General features: G+C 40.4%; 14 protein-coding genes and 1 tRNA gene. 12 read left to right on the plus strand and 3 right to left on the minus strand.

All coding sequences use genetic code 11. The annotated features are described in order from the left end of the window. Positions 1-59: 59 nt before the first annotated feature. Entirely contained in the window at positions 60-3,503 is a 3,444-nt protein-coding gene (locus IA57_RS08625) for a methylmalonyl-CoA mutase family protein (protein ID WP_036122090.1), read from the plus strand. A 78-nt stretch (positions 3,504-3,581) separates the two neighbouring features. On the opposite strand, the gene IA57_RS08630 is transcribed toward IA57_RS08625, so the two are convergent. Next, a complete protein-coding gene (locus tag IA57_RS08630) occupies positions 3,582-4,724 on the minus strand; it encodes an acyl-CoA dehydrogenase (RefSeq protein ID WP_036122094.1) in 1,143 nt (380 codons plus the stop codon). 96 nt (positions 4,725-4,820) lie between these two features. Here IA57_RS08630 and IA57_RS08635 point away from each other — a divergent pair, with 96 nt between their 5' ends. The 10 genes from IA57_RS08635 to IA57_RS08680 all read left to right on the plus strand — a co-directional run bounded on the left by IA57_RS08635 (position 4,821) and on the right by IA57_RS08680 (position 13,600). Next, positions 4,821-5,888, plus strand: coding sequence for an anhydro-N-acetylmuramic acid kinase (locus IA57_RS08635; protein ID WP_036122097.1), 1,068 nt, complete (start codon positions 4,821-4,823; stop codon positions 5,886-5,888). 69 nt (positions 5,889-5,957) lie between these two features. Further along, positions 5,958-7,184 (plus strand): Glu/Leu/Phe/Val dehydrogenase dimerization domain-containing protein, encoded by a 1,227-nt coding sequence (locus tag IA57_RS08640; protein WP_036122098.1) that lies wholly within the window; start codon positions 5,958-5,960, stop codon positions 7,182-7,184. Positions 7,185-7,191: 7 nt separating this feature from the next. Next, positions 7,192-8,589 (plus strand): sodium:proton antiporter NhaD, encoded by a 1,398-nt coding sequence (nhaD, locus tag IA57_RS08645; protein ID WP_036122099.1) that lies wholly within the window; start codon positions 7,192-7,194, stop codon positions 8,587-8,589. A gap of 52 nt (positions 8,590-8,641) precedes the next feature. Next, entirely contained in the window at positions 8,642-9,343 is a 702-nt protein-coding gene (locus IA57_RS08650) for a MotA/TolQ/ExbB proton channel family protein (RefSeq protein WP_117595843.1), read from the plus strand. After that, entirely contained in the window at positions 9,343-9,735 is a 393-nt protein-coding gene (locus tag IA57_RS08655; protein ID WP_036122100.1) for an ExbD/TolR family protein, read from the plus strand. Before IA57_RS08650 ends, IA57_RS08655 begins: the two co-directional genes overlap by 1 nt. A gap of 1 nt (position 9,736) precedes the next feature. Then, on the plus strand, positions 9,737-10,582 hold the full coding sequence (locus IA57_RS08660) for a hypothetical protein (RefSeq protein WP_036122107.1): 846 nt from the start codon (positions 9,737-9,739) through the stop codon (positions 10,580-10,582). Between the two features lie 7 nt (positions 10,583-10,589). Then, positions 10,590-11,813 carry a bifunctional folylpolyglutamate synthase/dihydrofolate synthase gene (locus IA57_RS08665; protein ID WP_036122109.1) on the plus strand — a complete coding sequence of 408 codons (1,224 nt, stop codon included), beginning with the start codon at positions 10,590-10,592 and terminating at the stop codon, positions 11,811-11,813. Between the two features lie 64 nt (positions 11,814-11,877). Then, positions 11,878-11,952 (plus strand) — tRNA-Val (locus IA57_RS08670). Positions 11,953-12,007: 55 nt separating this feature from the next. After that, positions 12,008-12,577: a hypothetical protein gene (locus IA57_RS08675; RefSeq protein ID WP_036122111.1), complete on the plus strand. Its 570-nt coding sequence runs from the start codon at positions 12,008-12,010 to the stop codon at positions 12,575-12,577. A gap of 252 nt (positions 12,578-12,829) precedes the next feature. Beyond that, positions 12,830-13,600: a helix-turn-helix domain-containing protein gene (locus IA57_RS08680; RefSeq protein WP_036122114.1), complete on the plus strand. Its 771-nt coding sequence runs from the start codon at positions 12,830-12,832 to the stop codon at positions 13,598-13,600. A gap of 125 nt (positions 13,601-13,725) precedes the next feature. On the opposite strand, the gene IA57_RS08685 is transcribed toward IA57_RS08680, so the two are convergent. Then, entirely contained in the window at positions 13,726-15,006 is a 1,281-nt protein-coding gene (locus IA57_RS08685; RefSeq protein ID WP_036122118.1) for a UDP-N-acetylmuramoyl-tripeptide--D-alanyl-D-alanine ligase, read from the minus strand. Positions 15,007-15,073: 67 nt separating this feature from the next. Then, positions 15,074-16,762 carry a gliding motility lipoprotein GldJ gene (gene gldJ, locus IA57_RS08690; RefSeq protein WP_188358258.1) on the minus strand — a complete coding sequence of 563 codons (1,689 nt, stop codon included), beginning with the start codon at positions 16,760-16,762 and terminating at the stop codon, positions 15,074-15,076. 267 nt (positions 16,763-17,029) lie between these two features. Here gldJ and porU point away from each other — a divergent pair, with 267 nt between their 5' ends. Next, a complete protein-coding gene (gene porU, locus IA57_RS08695) occupies positions 17,030-20,908 on the plus strand; it encodes a type IX secretion system sortase PorU (RefSeq protein ID WP_036122122.1) in 3,879 nt (1,292 codons plus the stop codon). The last annotated feature ends 23 nt before the right edge of the window (positions 20,909-20,931 follow it).

Raw genomic sequence — 20,931 nt, forward strand, 5'->3', positions numbered from 1 at the left:
AGCGGTATTTTATTGAATAATCCGTAAATTTGTGCTCCTTAAAATTATATTTTTTATCAATGGAACAAATTACACCTTATAAACCTAAGCATAAAGTAAGAATTGTAACGGCAGCTTCGCTCTTTGATGGGCACGATGCAGCTATAAACATCATGCGTCGTATCATTCAATCTACAGGCGTAGAGGTTATTCACTTGGGCCACGATCGCAGTGTAGAAGAAGTGGTTAATACTGCCATACAGGAAGATGCCAATGCTATTGCCATGACCTCTTACCAAGGGGGGCATAACGAGTATTTTAAATACATGCACGATTTGCTGAAGGAAAAAGGAGCCGGCCACATCAAGATTTTTGGTGGCGGTGGCGGGGTTATTCTTCCGGAAGAAATCCAAGAGTTGATGGATTACGGAATTACACGCGTTTATTCGCCAGACGATGGCCGCGAAATGGGCTTGCAAGGTATGATTAACGATTTGGTAAAGCGATCCGATTTTGCCATTGGCGATCAGTTAAACGGCGAGGTAGATACACTCTCCAATAAGAACTCTAAGGATATTGCCCGTGTTATTTCTTCTGCCGAGAATTTCCCAGAAGTAGCCAAAGACGCTCTAGAGACCATTCATAAAAAAAATAAAACTTCAAAAACCCCCGTTTTAGGAATTACAGGAACAGGAGGTGCCGGTAAATCCAGTTTGGTAGACGAATTGGTGCGTAGGTTTTTAATCGATTTTCCAGAAAAAACCATCGGTATTGTTTCTGTCGATCCTTCTAAACGTAAAACTGGAGGGGCCTTATTGGGCGACCGTATTCGTATGAATGCCATTAATTCACCAAGGGTGTACATGCGAAGTTTGGCCACACGCCAGGCCAACCTAGCCTTGTCGAAATATGTAAATGAAGCGGTAGAAATTCTAAAAGCCGCCGAATACGATATTATTATTCTAGAAACCTCAGGTATTGGTCAAAGCGATACCGAAATTCTAGAGCATAGCGATGTGTCACTATATGTTATGACACCAGAGTTTGGAGCCGCTACACAGTTGGAAAAAATAGATATGTTAGACTTTGCCGATTTGGTAGCCATTAACAAATTTGATAAACGCGGTGCTCAAGATGCGTTGCGCGACGTGAAAAAACAATACATGCGCAACCATCAATTATGGGATGTTAAACAAGAAGACTTGCCTGTGTTTGGTACTATTGCATCGCAGTTTAACGACCCGGGAATGAACACGCTATACAAAGCGATTATGGATAAGGTGGTTGAAAAGACCAACGCCGATTTACAATCGACCTTCGAGATTTCCAGAGAGATGAGCGAGAAAATATTTGTTATCCCACCTTCTAGAACACGTTACCTGTCTGAGATTTCAGAAAATAACCGGGCTTATGATAAAACAGCTTCAGAGCAGGTTGTTGTGGCTCAGAAATTATACGGTGTTTACAAAACCATTTGTTCCGTAGCAGAAATAGCAGAAGACAAAGAAATAGCTGTACTTGGAAAAAATGGTTTGCATCAAGAGGCGATTTTAGACCAAGTTAACGATGACAGCGCTAAGGATTTCTTAAACCTGTTGTTGAAAGAATTTGACCGTGTTAAAATGAATCTTGATCCCTATAATTGGGAAGTGATTACGGGATGGCATGAAAAAGTAAACAAATATAAAAACCCTATTTATTCGTTTAAGGTTCGCGATAAAGAAATTAAAATAGAAACCCATACCGAGTCGTTGTCGCACACACAAATACCAAAAGTAGCCTTGCCGAAATACCAGGCTTGGGGCGATGTGTTGCGTTGGGTGTTACAAGAAAATGTGCCGGGAGAATTTCCTTATACATCAGGATTGTATCCGTTTAAACGAACAGGTGAAGATCCTACAAGAATGTTTGCCGGCGAAGGTGGGCCAGAGCGTACCAACCGCCGTTTTCATTACGTGAGTTTGGGTATGCCGGCTAAGCGTTTGTCAACAGCTTTCGATAGTGTGACGCTTTATGGTAACGATCCTGATCACAGACCCGATATTTATGGAAAAATAGGAAATGCCGGTGTGAGTATTTGCTGTTTAGACGATGCTAAAAAACTGTATTCAGGATTTAACTTGGCCGATGCCATGACCTCTGTGAGTATGACCATTAATGGTCCTGCGCCTATGTTATTAGGCTTTTTTATGAATGCCGCTATCGACCAACAATGCGAATTGTATATTAAGGAGCACGGTTTAGAAGCTGAGGTAGAAGCTAAAATTAACAACATATATAAAGGTAAGGAACGTCCAAAATATTATGGCGAACTTCCAGAAGGGAATGACGGCTTAGGGTTAATGTTATTAGGCGTTACAGGTGATCAAGTGTTGCCAAAAGAGGTTTACGCCAAGATTAAAGCCAGAACCATTGCGCAAGTACGTGGTACTGTGCAAGCTGATATTTTAAAAGAAGATCAAGCGCAAAATACCTGTATTTTCTCTACGGAATTTGCCCTGCGTTTAATGGGCGATGTGCAGGAATATTTTATAGAAAACCAAGTGCGTAATTTCTACTCGGTGTCTATTTCTGGGTATCATATTGCCGAGGCTGGCGCTAACCCAATTACACAATTGGCCTTTACCTTGGCTAACGGATTTACTTATGTGGAGTATTATCTGTCGCGCGGTATGGATATTAATAAATTTGGCCCAAACTTATCGTTCTTCTTTAGTAACGGTATCGATCCAGAATATGCGGTAATTGGTCGTGTGGCGCGTAGAATTTGGGCCAAGGCCTTAAAGCATAAATACGGTGCCAATGCCAGAGCACAAATGTTGAAATACCACATTCAAACGTCTGGACGTAGTTTACATGCTCAGGAAATCGATTTTAACGACATTCGAACAACGCTTCAAGCCTTGTATGCGATTTACGATAACTGTAACTCATTGCATACCAATGCCTATGACGAAGCGATTACTACACCAACCGAAGAAAGTGTGCGTCGTGCCATGGCTATTCAGCTTATTATTAATAAAGAATTGGGCTTAGCTAAAAACGAAAACCCAATTCAAGGTGCATTTATTATAGAAGAATTAACCGATTTGGTTGAAGAAGCGGTATTAACCGAATTCGATAGAATAACAGAGCGTGGTGGTGTGCTTGGTGCTATGGAAACCATGTACCAACGTAGTAAGATACAAGAAGAAAGCTTGTATTACGAAACCCTAAAGCACAATGGCGAATTCCCAATTATTGGGGTAAATACGTTCTTGAGCAGTAAGGGGTCGCCAACCATTCAGCCTAAAGAAGTCATACGTGCAACTGAAGAAGAGAAACAAAACCAGATTAGCACATTAGAACATCTTCATAAAACTTATGAAGATAAGATAGAGGCGACTTTAAACAAAGTACAACAAGCGGCATTAAATAATAACAATATGTTTGAAGAGCTTATGGAAGCTACAAAGGTATGTTCGCTTGGTCAAATTACAACAGCCTTGTTTGAAGTTGGCGGGCAATACCGAAGAAACATGTAGGTAGGTTGCTTATTAAAGAAATAAAAAAATCCCAACTCGCATAGAGTTGGGATTTTTTGTTTTTATAAAGTGTTTAAATTAATCTTTTAAAACACTTCTTGAAATCACGATTTTCTGAATTTCACTTGTACCTTCATAAATCTGGGTAATCTTGGCATCACGCATAAGGCGTTCTACATGGTACTCCTTTACAAAGCCGTTTCCACCGTGAATTTGAACCGCCTCAACAGTGGTGTCCATAGCAACTTTACTGGCATAAAGTTTTGCCATGGCGCTAGATTGGTCGTAGTTGTTGCCTTGGTCTTTATCCCAAGCAGATTTCATCACCAAATGACGGGCAGCTTCAATCTCGGTAGCCATGTCTGCCAATTTAAACGCAATGGCTTGGTGGTTGCATATTTCGGTGCCAAATGCTTGACGTTCCTTAGAGTATTTTAAGGCAAGCTCGTAAGCTCCAGATGCAATTCCTAAGGCTTGAGAAGCAATTCCAATACGGCCTCCAGATAGGGTTTTCATGGCAAATTTAAAGCCAAATCCATCTTCGCCAATGCGGTTCTCTTTAGGTACTTTTACGTTGTTAAACTGTAGGGTGTGGGTATCGCTACCACGAATGCCCAGTTTATCTTCTTTTGGACCAACATCAAAGCCTTCAGCGCCTTTTTCAACAATAAAAGCATTAATCCCTCTGTGGCCTTTGTCTCTGTCGGTTTGGGCAATCACCAGGTACACATCGGCGCGTCCACCACTGGTAATCCAGTTTTTTGTTCCATTTATCACATAGTGGTCGCCCATATCGATAGCTGTAGTTCGTTGCGATGTCGCATCACTTCCAGCTTCTGGTTCGCTTAAACAGAAGGCTCCAACAAATTCTCCGGTGGCTAATTTGGTTAGGTATTTTTGTTTCTGATCTTCGGTACCATAGGCTTCAAGACCATAACAAACCAATGAGTTATTTACCGAAACGATTACAGAAGCAGAGGCGTCAATTTTAGAAAGTTCTTCCATAATTAACACATAAGAGATGGCGTCCATGCCGCTACCGCCGTATTTGGGGTCAACCATAATGCCCAAGAAGCCTAGTTCGCCCATTTTTTTTACTAATTCCTGTGGGAATTCCTGTTTTTCGTCACGTTCTAGAACACCCGGTAAAAGTTCGGTTCTTGCAAAGTCGCGAGCAGCGTCGCGAATCATCATATGTTCTTCTGTTAAGCTAAAATCCATAAACCTGTATATAGTATTATTAATTTGATAAAAAATGTTGTCAAAGATAACGGTTTAATGTTATTTTTTCAATAAGGATGTCTATTTTTACACCATATGCTAAAGGAAAAATACAGGGTGCTAGGGGTGATGTCTGGAACATCTCTTGATGGGATAGATCTAGCCTACGTCGATTTTAGGCTGGAAAAAGGGCAATGGACTTTTAACTGCACTGTAGCAGAAACCTTGCCTTATCCTAAAGTTTGGGTCGATAAATTACAGGGGTTAATTGCGCTTTCGGAAACACAATTGCACGATCTGGATGCCGAGTATACCCAGTATTTGGCCAAAACCATAAAAGCGTTTATCAATAAAAACAAACTGCATCATATTGATGCTGTTTGCTCCCACGGCCACACGGCTTTACACCAACCCAAGCGTGGCTTTACATATCAAATAGGCAATAAAGCAATCTTAGCAAAGCTGTTAAACCACGTGGTGGTCTGCGATTTTAGAGTCCAGGACGTTGCTTTAGGGGGCGAAGGCGCCCCGCTTGTTCCTATTGGCGATGCCTTACTTTTTTCAGCATACGACTTTTGCCTGAATTTGGGTGGCTTTGCAAACATATCGACAGCACTAAACAACACCCGAATAGCGTACGATATCTGCCCTGCAAACATTGTGCTTAATTATTATGCCGCCAAGCAGGGTCTTGAATATGATAAAGGAGGGCGGTTGGCAGCTTCTGGCACCATAAATGAAGCTCTTTTAACCGATTTAGAGGGGTTAGCATACTATAGCGGTAAGCCCCCAAAATCTTTGGGATTAGAATGGGTTAAAGCCACCTTTTTGCCTGTTGTAAGGCAGTACGATTTACAGGTTAGGGATGTGCTTTGTACCCTTTGCGAACACATAGCTTTACAAATCGCCCGCGCCGTAAACATAAAGCAGAACGCTACCGTACTGGCAACAGGAGGAGGGGCGTATAATGCGTATTTAATTAAACGTCTGGAGCACCATACGTTAAACAGCATCGTTGTGCCCAACCATACTTTGGTAGACTTTAAAGAAGCCATTGTTTTTGCGTTATTGGGGGTGTTGCGGTTAAGGGGCGAAACCAACTGTTTGGCCAGTGTAACAGGCGCAGCACACGACCATAGTTCAGGAATGGTTTTTACCCCATAATTTTGCTGTAATTTTAACATTAAAGGATTAATGTTTTATATATTTGTTGGCGTTAAATAACTTACCTAAATGAAAGATTTACTTCAAAAGTACGAGACAAAAGAGCCCGAAATAGTTTTTAATTGGAAAGACCCTGAAACAGAAGCAGAAGGGTGGACGGTAATTAACTCATTAAGAGGAGGTGCCGCCGGTGGCGGAACCAGAATGAGGAAAGGATTGGATATGAACGAAGTGCTGTCTTTGGCTAAGACCATGGAAATAAAATTTACCGTTTCTGGCCCTCCGATTGGTGGCGCTAAGTCGGGAATTAATTTCGATCCTAGCGATCCCAGAAAAAAAGGCGTTTTAGAGCGCTGGTATAAAGCCGTATCGCCATTGTTAAAAAGCTACTATGGTACGGGGGGCGATTTGAATGTCGATGAAATACACGAAGTTATCCCCATTACAGAGGAAAGTGGTGTGTGGCACCCACAAGAAGGCGTTTTTAGTGGCCATTTTAAGCCATCGGAAGCCGATAAAATTAACCGAATTGGGCAATTGCGCCAAGGTGTGATTAAGGTGTTAGAAAACCCTAATTATTCGCCAAGTGTTGCCAGAAAATACACGGTTGCCGATATGATAACAGGTTACGGTGTTGCCGAGGCCGTAAAACAGTACTATAACATTTATGGCGGAACCGTTAAAGGCAAACGCGCCATTGTTCAAGGTTTTGGAAACGTAGGTTCGGCCGCCGCTTTTTACTTAAGCCAAATGGGCGCTAAAATAGTGGGAATTATAGATATTTCGGGAGGTTTGATAAACAAAGATGGGTTTACTTTTGAAGAGATAACCGCACTGTTCCTCTCTAAAGACGGAAACAAATTGCGTGCCGATAATTTAATTCCTTTTGAAGAGATGAATGAGAACATCTGGTCGTTGGAAACCGAAATATTTGCACCTTGCGCCGCTTCAAGACTTATAACAAAGGATCAGATAGACGCCATGATTAATACAGGACTTGAGGTAATCTCTTGCGGAGCTAATGTGCCTTTTGCCGATAAAGAAATCTTTTTTGGTCCTATTATGGAGCATACCGACAATAAAGTTAGTCTTATACCAGACTTCATTTCAAATTGTGGTATGGCAAGAGTATTCGCATATTTTATGGAGCGTAAAGTTCAAATGACAGACGAGGCCATTTTTAACGACACTTCAAGAACCATAGAGCAAGCATTAAGAAAAGTACATAATAACAACCCTTCGAAAACCGGAATTAGTGAAACGGCTTTTGAAATAGCATTAAGTCAACTCGTATAAAAACAACATGGAAGCAATTATTATTAGCGTATTTGTTATTGGTTATTTAGCAATTACTCTAGAGCACAACTTGAAAGTCGATAAGCTTATACCGGCATTGGTTATGATGGCCATTTGCTGGGCCTTAATAGCCTTAGGATTAGACCAGTTTACCCAATGGTTCGATTCTGGAAAACATGCCTTGTTAGATAATTTTGGCATGTTGCCCCATGACGATAAAATGCACCTTATGGAAGAAACCCTGCTGCACCATTTGGGCAAGACAGCAGAAATTCTGGTGTTTTTATTGGGGGCCATGACCATAGTAGAAATCATCGATTATTTTGATGGGTTTTCTACCATAAAAGGTTATGTTAAAACCAAAAGTAAAAAACGCATATTATGGATTTTTGCTTTTCTGGCCTTTTTCTTATCGGCCATAATAGATAACCTAACCGCAACCATTGTTCTTATTTCAATCTTGCAAAAACTTGTCGCCGATAGAAACATCCGTATTTGGTATGCCGGATTAATTGTTATCGCTGCAAATGCAGGAGGGGCATGGTCGCCAATTGGGGATGTAACCACAACCATGCTATGGATAGGCGATAAGGTAACAACAGGGCACTTGTTTGTGTATTTGTTTATCCCATCGTTATTGTGCATGTTAGTGCCTGTGTTTATCGCATCGTTTTTGCCTGCCTTTAAAGGCGATTTGGAAACGTTTGAAACCGATGCAGATGATAAACCTAAAAACAAATACAGTTCAACCATGCTTTATTTAGGGTTGGGCGGTATTGTATCTGTACCGGTTTTTAAAACATTAACCCACCTACCACCTTATGTAGGCATGATGTTAGCCTTGGGGATTGTGGGTATTTTTGCCGAAATTTATAGCAATTCAAAATTTGCCATGTCTTATGATGCAACTGGCGATGGCGATCATGAAGGACACCACAGCCCTGTACACCAATCGTTATCTAAAATAGAAATGCCAAGTATCTTATTCTTTTTAGGTATTTTAATGGCAGTAGCAGCTTTAGAGTCTTTAGGAATTCTTTTTGGTTTTGCAGAAAGCCTACAAGCACATATGCCAATGTTAGGAACCGAGCTACACCACGAAGGCGTGTCGGATCTTGTGGTACTTTTATTGGGTGTAGGATCGGCTGTTATAGATAATGTGCCGCTGGTGGCCGCGAGTTTAGGGATGTTCTCTGAGCCAACAGATAACGAACTGTGGCATTTTATAGCGTACTCTGCAGGTACAGGCGGTAGCATGCTAATTATAGGATCGGCTGCTGGAGTTGTCGCTATGGGAATGGAAAAAATAGATTTCTTTTGGTATTTAAAAAAGATTGCATGGTTGGCCTTAATCGGGTTTTTAGTGGGAGCAATAGCTTTTATGTTCACCAGAACAATTTTTTAGCCAAAACGCAGTTATGTATAGTTTAAGGAAAATAAAACCATAATAAATCAATATGATAAGTAGTATCATTCAAGACGCTCAAGAAAGCGAACAAGTATTGGTAGATGGCGAATCTGTCGAAAAAACCTTGTCCATTATAGAATTAATAGGAAGTGGCGGTGCTGCAGGCCAAATTATTATCGGACTGTTGTTTATTTTGCTGGTTGTAGCCTGTTATATCTATTTTGAACGGTTGTTTGCCATTAAAGCTGCATCGCAAGTAGATGCCAATTTCATGAATCAAATTAAAGATCATGTTAGTAATGGTAAAATAGAATCGGCACAAATGCTTTGCGCCCAAGAAAACTCGCCTGTGTCACGATTGATTAACAAAGGTATTACCCGTATAGGAAAACCTTTAGAGGACATTAATACGGCTATAGAGAATGCCGGGAGATTAGAGGTGTATAACCTTGAAAAGAACGTTAGCGTTTTGGCAACCATTTCTGGAGCAGCCCCTATGATAGGGTTTCTTGGTACGGTTATTGGAATGATATTATCCATATTCGAAATTGCAAACTCCGGTGGGCAAATAGATATAAAACTCTTGGCAGATGGACTGTACACCGCAATGACCACAACCGTAGCCGGTTTAATTGTGGGGATTGTAGGCTATATTGCTTATAACCATTTGGTGGTAAAAACCGATAAGGTGGTTTATCAAATGGAAGCAAATTCGTTGGAGTTTCTAGACCACTTAAATGAACCTATTTAATGAAGATAAGAGGAAGAAATAAGGTAACACCAGAGTTTAACATGTCGTCTATGACCGACATTGTTTTCCTGTTGCTTATCTTTTTTATGTTGGCATCCACTTTGGTTACTACCAATGCCATAGACATCTTATTGCCAAAGGCAAGCGGTAAAACAGAGAATAAAAAATCTGTAGCGGTGAGCATTAAAAAGGATCTAACGTATTATATAGACCAAAAGCGCGTAGGCGTAAGCGTTCTGGAAAACGAACTAATTAAGGCCTTATCGGGAGATGCAAAACCAACCATAGTGCTGCGTGCAGAAAAATCGGTGCCTGTGGACAATGTGGTTAAGGTTATGGATATTGCCAACAGGAATAAGTTTAAGGTTATTTTGGCTGTAAAGCCTAATTAATATGAAATACATTGAAACCAAACACGAACGTAATTCAGCAAAAATCACGGCTTTAATTACCCTGATTTTAGTGCTGTTGTTGTTTGTGGTTGGGCCACCGTATATGGATCCTCCCATAGAATACGGTGTTGCGGTTAATTTTGGAACAACCGATTTTGGCTCTGGTCAAGTGCAACCCAAAGCGCCAGTAAAATCAGAACCTAAAGAAGTGGTTCAACCTCCAGAAGAAACCGTGTCGGAGGCAGTGGCTTCTACAGCATCTGAAGCAAAAGAAGAGGTGCTTACTCAAGAAACAGAAGAAGCCATAGCCATAAAAAAGCAAAAAGAAGCCGAAGCCAAAGCTAAGGCCGAGGCAGAAGCCAAGGCAAAAGCCGAAGCCGAACGTATTGCCAAAGAAAAACGAGAGCAGGAAGAAAAAAAGAAAAAACTAGACGCTTTAATAGGCGGGGTTAGCAAATCGGAAGGTGTTACGGGAAGTGAAGGCGACGATAACCAAGCAGGCGATAAAGGGCAACTAGATGGCGACCCCTATGCCCCAAGCTATTTTGGTGGTCCCGGAAGCGGTAGTGGAGGTGTAGGTTATGGTCTAAACGGCCGCGGTAAGGCAACATATCAAACTTTAAAACAGGACTGCAACGAAAGCGGGATGGTTATCGTTAAGATTGTGGTTAATCAAAGCGGTAATGTTATTCAGGCAACGCCAGGTGTAAAAGGAACAACAAACACGGCATCTTGTTTGTTGGAACCAGCAAAAAAAATAGCCCTATCACATAAGTGGCGCCCAGATGCCAATGCACCGGCTAAGCAGATTGGCTTTGTAAGAGTAAACTTCAATTTAGGACAGTAACGGTCCCATGACATATCAAGAAACCATAACATGGATGTTTTCCAAGTTGCCCATGTACCAACGGCAAGGGAAATCGGCATATAAAAAAGATTTGAGCAACACGCTGGCACTAGCAGCGCATTTAGGGCACCCAGAGCGAACATTGCAAACCATACATGTCGCAGGAACCAATGGTAAGGGATCGACAACCAACATGCTGGCAGCTGTTTTTCAGGAGGCAGGCTACACCACAGGCATGTTTACCTCACCACATTTAAAAGATTATCGCGAGCGTATTAAGGTTAATGGTAACTTGGTGAGCAAACAGTTTGTAATGGGCTTTATAAAGCGAAACAAAGCTTTTTTAGAGCGTACATCTTTATCGTTTTTCGAAATGACCACGCTCATGGCTTTCGAGTATTTTTCAAAAAAGAAAGTAGACATCGCCATTATTGAAGTTGGTTTGGGTGGTCGTTTGGATTCTACTAACATCATCCATCCCTTAGTTTCTGCTATTACAAACATAGGGCTAGACCACACGCAGTTTTTAGGAAATGATTTGGCAACCATTGCAAAAGAAAAGGCCGGGATTATAAAGCACAAAACCCCTGTTGTTATAGGCGAAACACAAGATGAAACCGCGCCTGTTTTTAAAGCCGTGGCAGAAGCGAACGAGGCACCAATTTATTTTGCCGACCAGCTGGTGAAAAAAACATCTTATAGCAGTGATCTGCTAGGGGTGTATCAACAAAAAAATATGAAAACGGTTTTGCAGGTGCTGGAGTGTGTAAACGCAATGGGCACATATACCATTACACCAAACCATATAAAAGACGGCTTGCTAAATGTTGTTAAGCATACGGGCTTGCAAGGACGTTGGCAGATATTGCAGCATGCCCCTAAGGTTATTTGCGATACGGCACATAACAAGGAAGGACTAACCTTAGTTTTCTCCCAGCTACTTCAGGAGAAGTTTAGTAAGTTGCATATCGTGTTTGGCGTGGTAGACGATAAAGATTTAGGGGCTATATTAAACATTTTGCCCAAAACAGCACAATATTATTTATGCAGACCAAATGTTCCTAGGGGAATGAGTGAAAAAAAATTAAAAGTAGCTTTCGACAAGGCCGAACTAACATCCGAGTCATATATAAGTGTAAATCAGGCGCTTTTAAACGCAAAATTAAAGGCCAAACCAAACGATTTGATTTTTGTTGGGGGTAGTACCTTTACTGTGGCAGAAATAATTTAATTTTTTTTCAAAAAAAGTTTTGCAGTATCAAAAACTGCTTTATATTTGCAGTCCAATTACGAAAGGGCGCGTAGCTCAGTTGGTTCAGAGCACTTGGTTTACACCCAAGGGGTCAGGGGTTCGAATCCCTTCGCGCCCACTAAATCCCGAAGTTAACTTCGGGATTTTTTTATGCCCATAAGTTGTGAAACATTATGAAAAAAACTCTAATAATATTAATAATAGTTCTGACTTCAAATTTAGCTGAAGCACAGTTTATAAAAGAAAAATCAATAAACGCTCAAATTGGGTATGGCATAAGCGTACCTTATGAAAGTGTTGATGACATTGCTAACCGAGGATTTTTTGCTCAAGGTGAATTAGTACTTAAAGCGACTTCTTGGTTTGAGCTTAGACCTTACGCTGGTTTTATATTGACAAGTTCAAACGGAAAAGACCTAAATGACAATCCGACAGACGAAAAAGCGGAATCAAAAGCATTTTTACTTGGAGGAAAAGCAAGGGTTCGAGCCCCAATTCCTTGGGTAGCACCTTATGTTGAAATTGGAATTGGAACTTCTATTGGAAAATTCGAAACATTAACAGCATTTGACAATATCGATAAAGGTGGAATAATTTATCACATACCTTTTGCTTTCGGACTCGAATTAGGAAAAAATAACAATGTTGATTTAGGACTTACTTATTATTTCCAACCGTCAGTCGAGCAATTCGTTGGAGCATTTGCAGTTGGGATTACATTTCCGCTGAATAATAAAAAATAACGTTTTACAACACCGGCTATAGTTCATTGCTTCTGACTTTCCTCTCGGAAAATCTCCTCACGGATTTTCACGCAACGAAACCATAGCGAAACACGTTAAGGGTAGCCATATTTTTCCTCTCTTAATTTCTGTTTGGTGACAGCCCCTTTTATCGACATTAACGGTATTTAAGCATTTTTTTTCTTATTATTAATCAGATTTGCTTTTTTTGTGTCCTGAATCCTTAAACCTGATTTTTAATCTTTTTCTTAAATGAAGATCACCAACATTAAAAGTACGTATAAAGAAATTTTTCAGTCTTACGACATGCCTGCTCTAGAGGAGCATATTGAAAAAATTATAGAGCTAGATGCGTATTTGCCTTATTCAAGTACCTTTTTTTGTGTTACCAACACACAAAACTTGTCGTTTGAATACATTAGTAAAAACATGACGGCTTGTATTGGGTTAGATGCGACCCTGTTGAAAGCAGAGGGGATGCGGTATTTTTGGAGCAGGATTCACCCAGAAGATCTCGATAATTGGTTAACTGCCCTTAAGGATTTAATGGCCTTTACGTTAAGTGAAATTCCTTTAGAAGAGCGCAACCGAATGACTTATACCTGGAATTACAGGTTGATGAATGGTGAAGGGAAGTATGTTAACATCGTTCAAAATACATCGCCGTTAAAATTTGATTTTAACGATAAGCCTATAGTAGGCCTAGCCCATTATACTGTTTTAGATCCTAAGGTTAAGTTGGAGGTTAGTGCAACGGCAAAGCTGCTAAACGAGCAAAACGCTTACGAAACAAAATATTTTAACAACTATAACCAGAAATTATTAGCCGATGGCTTGAGCAATAGGGAGCGCGATATCGTGCGTTTGCTTATTTTAAAGTACTCTAGTAAGGTTATTGCCGAAAAACTAAGTATAAGCCCTAATACCGTAGATACCCATAGGAGAAACATACTTAAAAAGCTTAACGTAACCTCTACGGGAGAGCTTATAGGCATGATGAAAGCCAGTAAATTTGTCATTTAATTATAAAAATACTCAAATTGAGTATTGCATGTTAGCCAAATGATGCCGATTTTTGATATGCTATTATTAATCTAAGGGAATATTAGGGCGCTTTTCGTTATTTTTAATGTTGAGTGCTCTTTTTTTTACAATAAATCCAAGGCCCTTTCTAAAGCCATACCTCTAGAGCCTTTAATTAAAATGTGTTGTCCTGAAATGGGACTGTTTTTAAGATGTTCTGCTAGGGCTTGGTAATTCTTAAAGGCATGTAAATGGGCAGCGTTAGTTTTTGCTTCAAAAAAAGCTTGCCCCACTATAAAAGCTTTCAAATCTTTTTGCCCCTCGAGAAAGGAAACAACATGTTGGTGTTCTAGCTGGCTGTCTGTCCCAAGTTCGAACATGTCTCCAAGAATAACCAATTTTTCCTTACCGGCAAGACTAGTAAAATTTTCAAGAGCAGCCATCATGCTTGTGGGATTGGCGTTATAGGCATCAAGAAGCACGCTATTCTTGCCCGTTTCTATCATTTGCGACCGATTGTTGGCGGGAATGTAATTTTCTATGGCGTGTTTTATAAGTGTTGGGGCAACATTAAAGTGTTGCCCAACGGCAATAGCTACTGCAATATTGTTAAAATTGTAACGCCCAATTAAATGACTGTTTATTTGTTGTCCCATGTATGTTACCGAAACCAAGGGATTGGCGCTTAAAAAGCTTACGGTAGTTTTCTTGGCGTTGGGGCCAAAGGGTATGGTGTTGTAATATTGGCCAACTTGTGCGACTTGTGTTTTGTCGGTTTCGTTTAAAAAAATGGGTTTGTTGTGGTTTTTTAGGTGGTTGTATAATTCAGATTTGGCTTTAACAACGCCGTCTAAGCTGCCAAAACCTTCTAAATGGGCTTTGCCAAAATTGGTGATTAACCCAAAATCGGGAAGGGTTAAACCACAAAGAAAGTCTATTTCGTGGTGGTGGTTGGCGCCCATTTCTACAACGGCAATTTCGGTTTCCTTTTTAAGATCTAATAGGGTTAGCGGTACGCCTATGTGGTTGTTAAGGTTGCCTTTGGTGGCGCTTACCTGATATTTTTGAGACAAGACAGCTTTAATCAGCTCTTTGGTTGTTGTTTTCCCGTTACTGCCAGTTAAAGCGATAATGGGAGTGTTTAATTGTTTTCTGTGATGGGTGGCTAAGTGTTGTAGGGTTGTTAAAACATGATCAACAAGAATATGTTTTGGGGAAGTTTTGTATGCTTCTTCATCAATAACAACATATTTGGCACCGTTTTCCAGCGCTTTATCGGCAAAGATATTCCCGTTAAAGTTTTCGCCTTTTAAGGCAAAGAACATGCTGTTGTTTGTAATGTGTCTTGTATCTGTGCAGGCGCCGCTACACTCTAAAAAACGTTGGTAAAGCGAGTCGATTGTCATAAAGTAAATGTAATAAAAAAGCCCTGATTTTCATCAGGGCTTTAACTATTTTAAAACAGGAAGTATATTAACCTTTTGTTTTGTTTTTGCTTTTAGATTTTGATCCTACTCTAGACATAGCACATCTAAAGCCAATGTAGTCTGTAGCCATGGTTTGTGGGAAGTAGCGTCTTTGAGCTGGGTCTAACCAGTACTCTCTATCTTTCCAAGAACCACCTTTATAAACTCTAACCTCGTCGTTAATAAGCGATGTTCTTTTGTTTGATTTATCGTATTCTCTTACCATTTCACCGGTAGAGTCTATAACCTCAACATTGTGCTTAGGCGAGTTGTACATTTTGCTGGTTTGTGCGGTAACTCCAGAGCCTTCTTCACCAAACTCATCGAAATCTCTATAGTATCTAGAAGAACGCTTGTCACCATCTCTAAAGTTACGGTTGTCACTTCTGTCGAAGTTTTGTCTTAAATACGTTTCGTCTTCATCTACGGCAACTTGGGCAATTTCACCAGGAAGGTCTCTTGCAATTACTTTTCCGTTAGGAAGCGTGTCGTAAACAATATCGTCAACCGTTACAATTTTTACAGTACCGTCTTCGCCAATGGCGTTTTTGGTATACACATTACCACGGTAGTAGTTAAAGTCGTTAAACTCATCGTCTACTATAGGTCTGTAAACATCGGCTACCCATTCGGCAACGTTACCGGCCATATCGTATAGTCCGAAATCGTTTGGTTCGTAAGATTTTACTTGGTTTGTAATGTCGGCATTATCATCAGACCATCCGGCAATTCCACCGTAATCTCCTTTTCCTTGTTTGAAGTTTGCTAATTGATCACCTCTTACTTTACGTTTTCCAGAGCGGGTATATTTACCATCCCATGGGTATTTTTTTCTACCTCTATAAATGTTGTAGTTACGTAATTCTGTTAATCCTAAGGCGGCATATTCCCACTCAGCTTCTGTAGGAAGTCTGTAGGCAGGCGTAAGCAGTCCAGTTTCTCTTCCAGCGTAAACCCCTATAGTATCACCAGATGCTGTAGTTTGTACACGTCTTCTGTTGTTTTCAGGACTAGTAATACTATCGTTTCCACCATAGGCCTGAGTTGGCGCATTGATGTAGGTTTCTGTATTAAAAGTAGAACCAGCTTCGGCCGTTAAGTGTGAGCCTCGGGTAATGTAACCCTCGTCCATAAGGTATTTTTCATTAACACGATCGGTTCTCCAATTCGCGTATTCTACCGCTTGAATCCAACTTACACCAACTACAGGATATTCTCCGTAAGCAGGGTGGCGCAGGTAATTTTCGGTCATAACTTCGTTAAACCCTAAGCGGTTTCTCCAAACTAAAGTGTCTGGAAGGGCACCGTCGTAAATGGCTTTAAAGTTTTCTTCGGTAGGGGGGTAGGTTCTTTTAATCCAATCTAAGTATTCTAAATACATTTTATTGGTAACCTCTGTTTCGTCCATATAAAAAGACTGAACGTGTTGTTGGTTCGGGCTGTTGTTCCAGTCGTGCATAACATCGTCCTGTACTCTACCCATGGTAAAAGTACCTCCTTCAACAAAAACTAAACCTGGGGCAGTTTCTTGTTCTTTAAAATTTGTGTTGTATTGAAAACCACCCTCTCTGTCGTTAATGTCCCAACCGGTTCCTTGTGAGACACTAGAGCTTGATGATCTTTTACAACCAACAACAGATACGGCTAATACTGTAATTAACAATATCTTAAATGTCATTGCTTTTTTCATATCCATACGTTTAAGTAAGCTTAAAATATTTTTGGTGACGCAATATAACAATTATACCCAAGATTACAAGCAAATTTTTAAAAATAACATAAAAAAAGGTGCATTTCATCCTGTTTATTAAGCATTACAACGATGATTTTTGGGTTTTATTGCTCATATTAACGTCAATATAACGCACGTTCATTTAATTTATTATTGTAATTTTGAAACTTGTTATTAAAAAGCTGTTTTGGTTTAATAATAATGCGGCTTAATTTACGTTATTGCTTTTAAATGAAAAAGAAACTACTGCTTGTCACTTTTTTGCTTGCACTTATAAGCATGCAAGCCCAGCAAAAGAAATTTGATGTTATTTGGGAGGGCACCAAAACCTTTTTTACCGAGAGTTATGCCTTAGAGATTCCCTATTTTTCGGGAGGGCATTTTAATTTTAGCCCGACTAGCGGTATAACATATACTGCCCAATGGCAGGGGGCGGCCGTAAACGAGTCTTCTGTTACGTTAACAAATGTGGTTTACGAAACAATTTCTAGAGCAGAATTAAAAGGTTTAGATGAAGCCACACTTTCAAATGAGGTTAAGGTGACATTAAAAAACACCTCGGCTAGGGGCAAGCATGGGGTTGCTTTAACATTAACTCCTATTATTAAAAGTAATCAAGGCTTTAAACGCATAACATCTTTTGTTGTTAATTATGCTGTTGGCAACCCCAATCGGGTAGCCTACAATAATGCGGTAAACATGGTTAATTCGGTTTTGAGTTCTGGACAGTGGTATAAGTTTTATATCGAGAAAACAGGCGTTTTTAGAATATCTAAAAGCTTTCTTTCCCAATTGGGGGTAAATGTTAATGGAGTAGACCCAAGAACTTTAAAACTTTATGGTAATGGGGGTGCCATGATACCTTATGCCAATGCCGAGCCGCAAGATTTCGATGTTAGGGAAAATGCCATTCGTGTGGTTGGCGAAAGTGATGGCGTTTTTAACGATGGCGATTACATTCTTTTTTATGGGCAAGGTCCCAAAGGGTTTGATGCAGAGAAAGGCACGCATGTTAACTGTTATACCAGTAGAACCTACTATTATATAAATGTAAGTCCAGGGCAAGGAAAGCGTATCCAGCCCTTTATACAGCCTCAGGGTGCAGTCGATATGGTGGTCGATACCTTTCACGACTATAAATTTCATGAACTCGACGAATATAACTTGGTAAAAGTAGGAAGGCGTTGGTTTGGAGACCGATTTGATATAGAAACCAATAAAACGTTTACGTTTAATTTTCCAGATCGCATAACAACAACACCACTTAAATTAAATGTGGTGGTTGCTTCAACCTCCGAAGTCCAGACCAGCATGGATGTTTCGGTAAACTCCCAAAACCTAACAACGTTAAACCTGCCTGCCACGACAGATTCTAATCTGGCAGTTTCGTCTTCCTATGTCAACAATCAATTAATGGTAAATGCCAACGATGTTGCCGTAACCCTAAACTATAATAATGGTGGTAATCCCAGTGCACTGGCTTATATAGATTATATTACCTTAGAGGCAACACGCGCTTTGAGTTTCTCCGGAAACCAATACACTTTTCAAAATCGCGATGTGGCTGGCGAAACGGGCATAGCGCAGTACGATATTGCCAATACCTCACAAGTATTGGAAGTTTGGGACGTTACCGATATTTATAATGTAACCAACCATGTTAATGCTAATAGTAGCAATAGCCTAAGCTTTAGGTCTACTTTAGGGACCGAAAAAAAGTACGCTTTGGTTACTAACCTAGATTACTACGCGCCTTTAATGGGCGATCAGACCACTGTGCGTAACCAAAATATAAAAGGCACCATTTTTCAAAACCAACAAGGCGTTTTTCAGGATGTCGATTATTTAATTGTTGCACCCACAAACATGCTGGGCCAGGCAGAACGGTTGGCACAAATTAACCGCCAAGTCTATAACTTAAATGTAAAAGTGGTTTCTTTAAACCAAATTTACACCGAATTTAGTACAGGCAATCCAGATATAGGCGCCATACGAAACTTGGTAAAGTACGTGTACGATAATGCGAGTACGCCACAAAACAGAATAAAATATTTGTGTTTGTTTGGAGATGCTTCTTTCGATTATAAAAATAGAATAGAAAACAATACCAACATTGTGCCGTCTTGGCATGCTTATGATAGCTTTAGCTTGACCAATTCTTATGTTTCGGATGATTTTTACGGGATGATGGACCTTAACGAAGGAACCATGATTACAACAGACCTACTCGATATTGCCGTAGGCAGGATTTTAGCCGATACCCCACAGCGTGCCAAAACCCTTGTCGATAAGATAGAAACCTATTACAAAGAGGCTTCCTTTGGGAAATGGCGCAATAATTTTGTTGTGCTTTCAGACGATGTAGACCACGACTGGGAAGGCGTATTACAGGAGACCACCGATGAGATGGCCAATACAATTACCCAAGAAAAACCGTTTTTAAACCCGATTAAAATCCATATGGATGCCTACCAGCAGCAATCAACTGCTGGAGGAGATAGCTATCCTGCCGTTACCGAGGCCTTTTTAAATGCCATTGAAAAAGGCGCCTTGGTGGTTAACTATTTTGGCCATGGTGGCGAGGATGGTCTGGCCCATGAACGTGTTTTTCAAAAACCACATTCACAAGGCTTAAATAATGTGTGTAAATATAATTGCTTTGTAACCGTTACTTGTGAGTACACCCGTTTTGATAACCCCTTAAGGCCTACAGCGGGCGAGTATACCTATTGGAATAAAAATGGCGGGGCAATTGGGCTTATATCAACAACACGGCAGATTTTCGTGAATGTTGGCATTAATTTTAATAACGTGCTTAAGGAGTATTTGTTCTCGTTTAATCCGGACGATATTTACCAAGATCACGAATACCCTTCTATGGCAGAAGCATTAAGATTAACTAAAAACCACAACTCCATTTCGGGGTCTGGCCAACGCCGATTGGTGTTTTTTATAGGCGACCCGGCTATGAAGCTTGCTTTTGCAAAGCCCAATGTCAGACTTACAGCTGTTAACGACATTCCTGTAAACCAAAATATAGGGGTGTTAAAAGCCTTGGACAAAGTAAAACTTTCGGGCGAAGTAACCGATGTTTTTGGCAATGTGCAAACCAATTATAACGGGGTGCTGTCTACCGTGCTTTTCGATAAAAATATCATGCGCGAAACGTTGGCCAACGATGGTACCACCGAAAATGGCCAGCTTATAAAACTAGCCTTCGAAACCTTAGGAGAAGTGGTTTTTAGAGGGCAGGCCTCGATTACCAATGGGCAGTTTGAATTTGAATTTGTCATGCCTAGAGACATTGGTATAGAAGAAGGCTATGGTAAAGTTAGTTTTTATGCCAAGCAAGACGGCCAACTTAACGATCAGGCGGGTGCAGCGGTAAATACCATTTCAATAGGCGGTCTTAACGCAAACGCCCCAGAGGACAATACAGGGCCTGTTATAAACGTGTATATGAACGACGAAAGCTTTGTGTCTGGCGGCATTACTAATAATTCGCCAAATTTACTGGTTAAACTAGAAGACGATAACGGAATTAATACCGCTAGTGGTATTGGGCATGATATTGTAGCCATAATTGATGGCGATGAAACAAACCCCTTTATCCTGAACGATTATTACGAAACCGAGTTGGATAATTACCAACGTGGGGTAGTGAATTACCCTTTTAGAGATTTGGAGCCAGGATTACATACCTTAACCCTTAAAGCCTGGGATGTTTATAATAATTCTGCTACCTCGGAAATTCAATTTGTGGTACACGACGAAAATCAGCAACTGGTTATCGATAATGTATTGAATTATCCAAACCCTTTTGTTAATTACACCGAATTTTGGTTTAACCACAATAGTTCGGCGCCTTTAAACGTTTCAGTACAAATCTTTACGGTTTCGGGCAAGTTGGTAAGAACACTAAACGGTCAGACCAATGCCGAAAGCTGTTGCAATACGGGCACAGCTTCCTTGTCGCGGGATATTGTGTGGGATGGCCGGGACGATTTTGGCGATAAAATAGGAAAAGGCGTGTATGTGTATAAATTAAAGGTACATTCGCCAGCCCTAAACAAAACGGTAGAGAAAATAGAGAAGCTTGTTATCCTTTAATAAAAAATTATATTTGCTAAATA

The sequence above is a fragment of the Mangrovimonas yunxiaonensis genome (assembly GCF_000733475.1).
In the GTDB taxonomy this organism is placed as follows: domain Bacteria; phylum Bacteroidota; class Bacteroidia; order Flavobacteriales; family Flavobacteriaceae; genus Mangrovimonas; species Mangrovimonas yunxiaonensis.

Excerpts from the sequence above, each read along its gene's own strand:
- nhaD (WP_036122099.1), top strand. The coding sequence starts at position 7,192 with ATGGAAGCAATTATTATTAGCGTATTTGTTATTGGTTATTTAGCAATT.
- IA57_RS08625 (WP_036122090.1), top strand. The coding sequence starts at position 60 with ATGGAACAAATTACACCTTATAAACCTAAGCATAAAGTAAGAATTGTA.
- IA57_RS08665 (WP_036122109.1), top strand. The coding sequence starts at position 10,590 with ATGACATATCAAGAAACCATAACATGGATGTTTTCCAAGTTGCCCATG.
- porU (WP_036122122.1), top strand. The coding sequence starts at position 17,030 with ATGAAAAAGAAACTACTGCTTGTCACTTTTTTGCTTGCACTTATAAGC.
- IA57_RS08640 (WP_036122098.1), top strand. The coding sequence starts at position 5,958 with ATGAAAGATTTACTTCAAAAGTACGAGACAAAAGAGCCCGAAATAGTT.
- IA57_RS08675 (WP_036122111.1), top strand. The coding sequence starts at position 12,008 with ATGAAAAAAACTCTAATAATATTAATAATAGTTCTGACTTCAAATTTA.
- IA57_RS08650 (WP_117595843.1), top strand. The coding sequence starts at position 8,642 with ATGATAAGTAGTATCATTCAAGACGCTCAAGAAAGCGAACAAGTATTG.
- IA57_RS08635 (WP_036122097.1), top strand. The coding sequence starts at position 4,821 with ATGCTAAAGGAAAAATACAGGGTGCTAGGGGTGATGTCTGGAACATCT.
- IA57_RS08655 (WP_036122100.1), top strand. The coding sequence starts at position 9,343 with ATGAAGATAAGAGGAAGAAATAAGGTAACACCAGAGTTTAACATGTCG.
- gldJ (WP_188358258.1), bottom strand. The coding sequence starts at position 16,762 with ATGGATATGAAAAAAGCAATGACATTTAAGATATTGTTAATTACAGTA.
- IA57_RS08630 (WP_036122094.1), bottom strand. The coding sequence starts at position 4,724 with ATGGATTTTAGCTTAACAGAAGAACATATGATGATTCGCGACGCTGCT.
- IA57_RS08660 (WP_036122107.1), top strand. The coding sequence starts at position 9,737 with ATGAAATACATTGAAACCAAACACGAACGTAATTCAGCAAAAATCACG.
- IA57_RS08685 (WP_036122118.1), bottom strand. The coding sequence starts at position 15,006 with ATGACAATCGACTCGCTTTACCAACGTTTTTTAGAGTGTAGCGGCGCC.
- IA57_RS08680 (WP_036122114.1), top strand. The coding sequence starts at position 12,830 with ATGAAGATCACCAACATTAAAAGTACGTATAAAGAAATTTTTCAGTCT.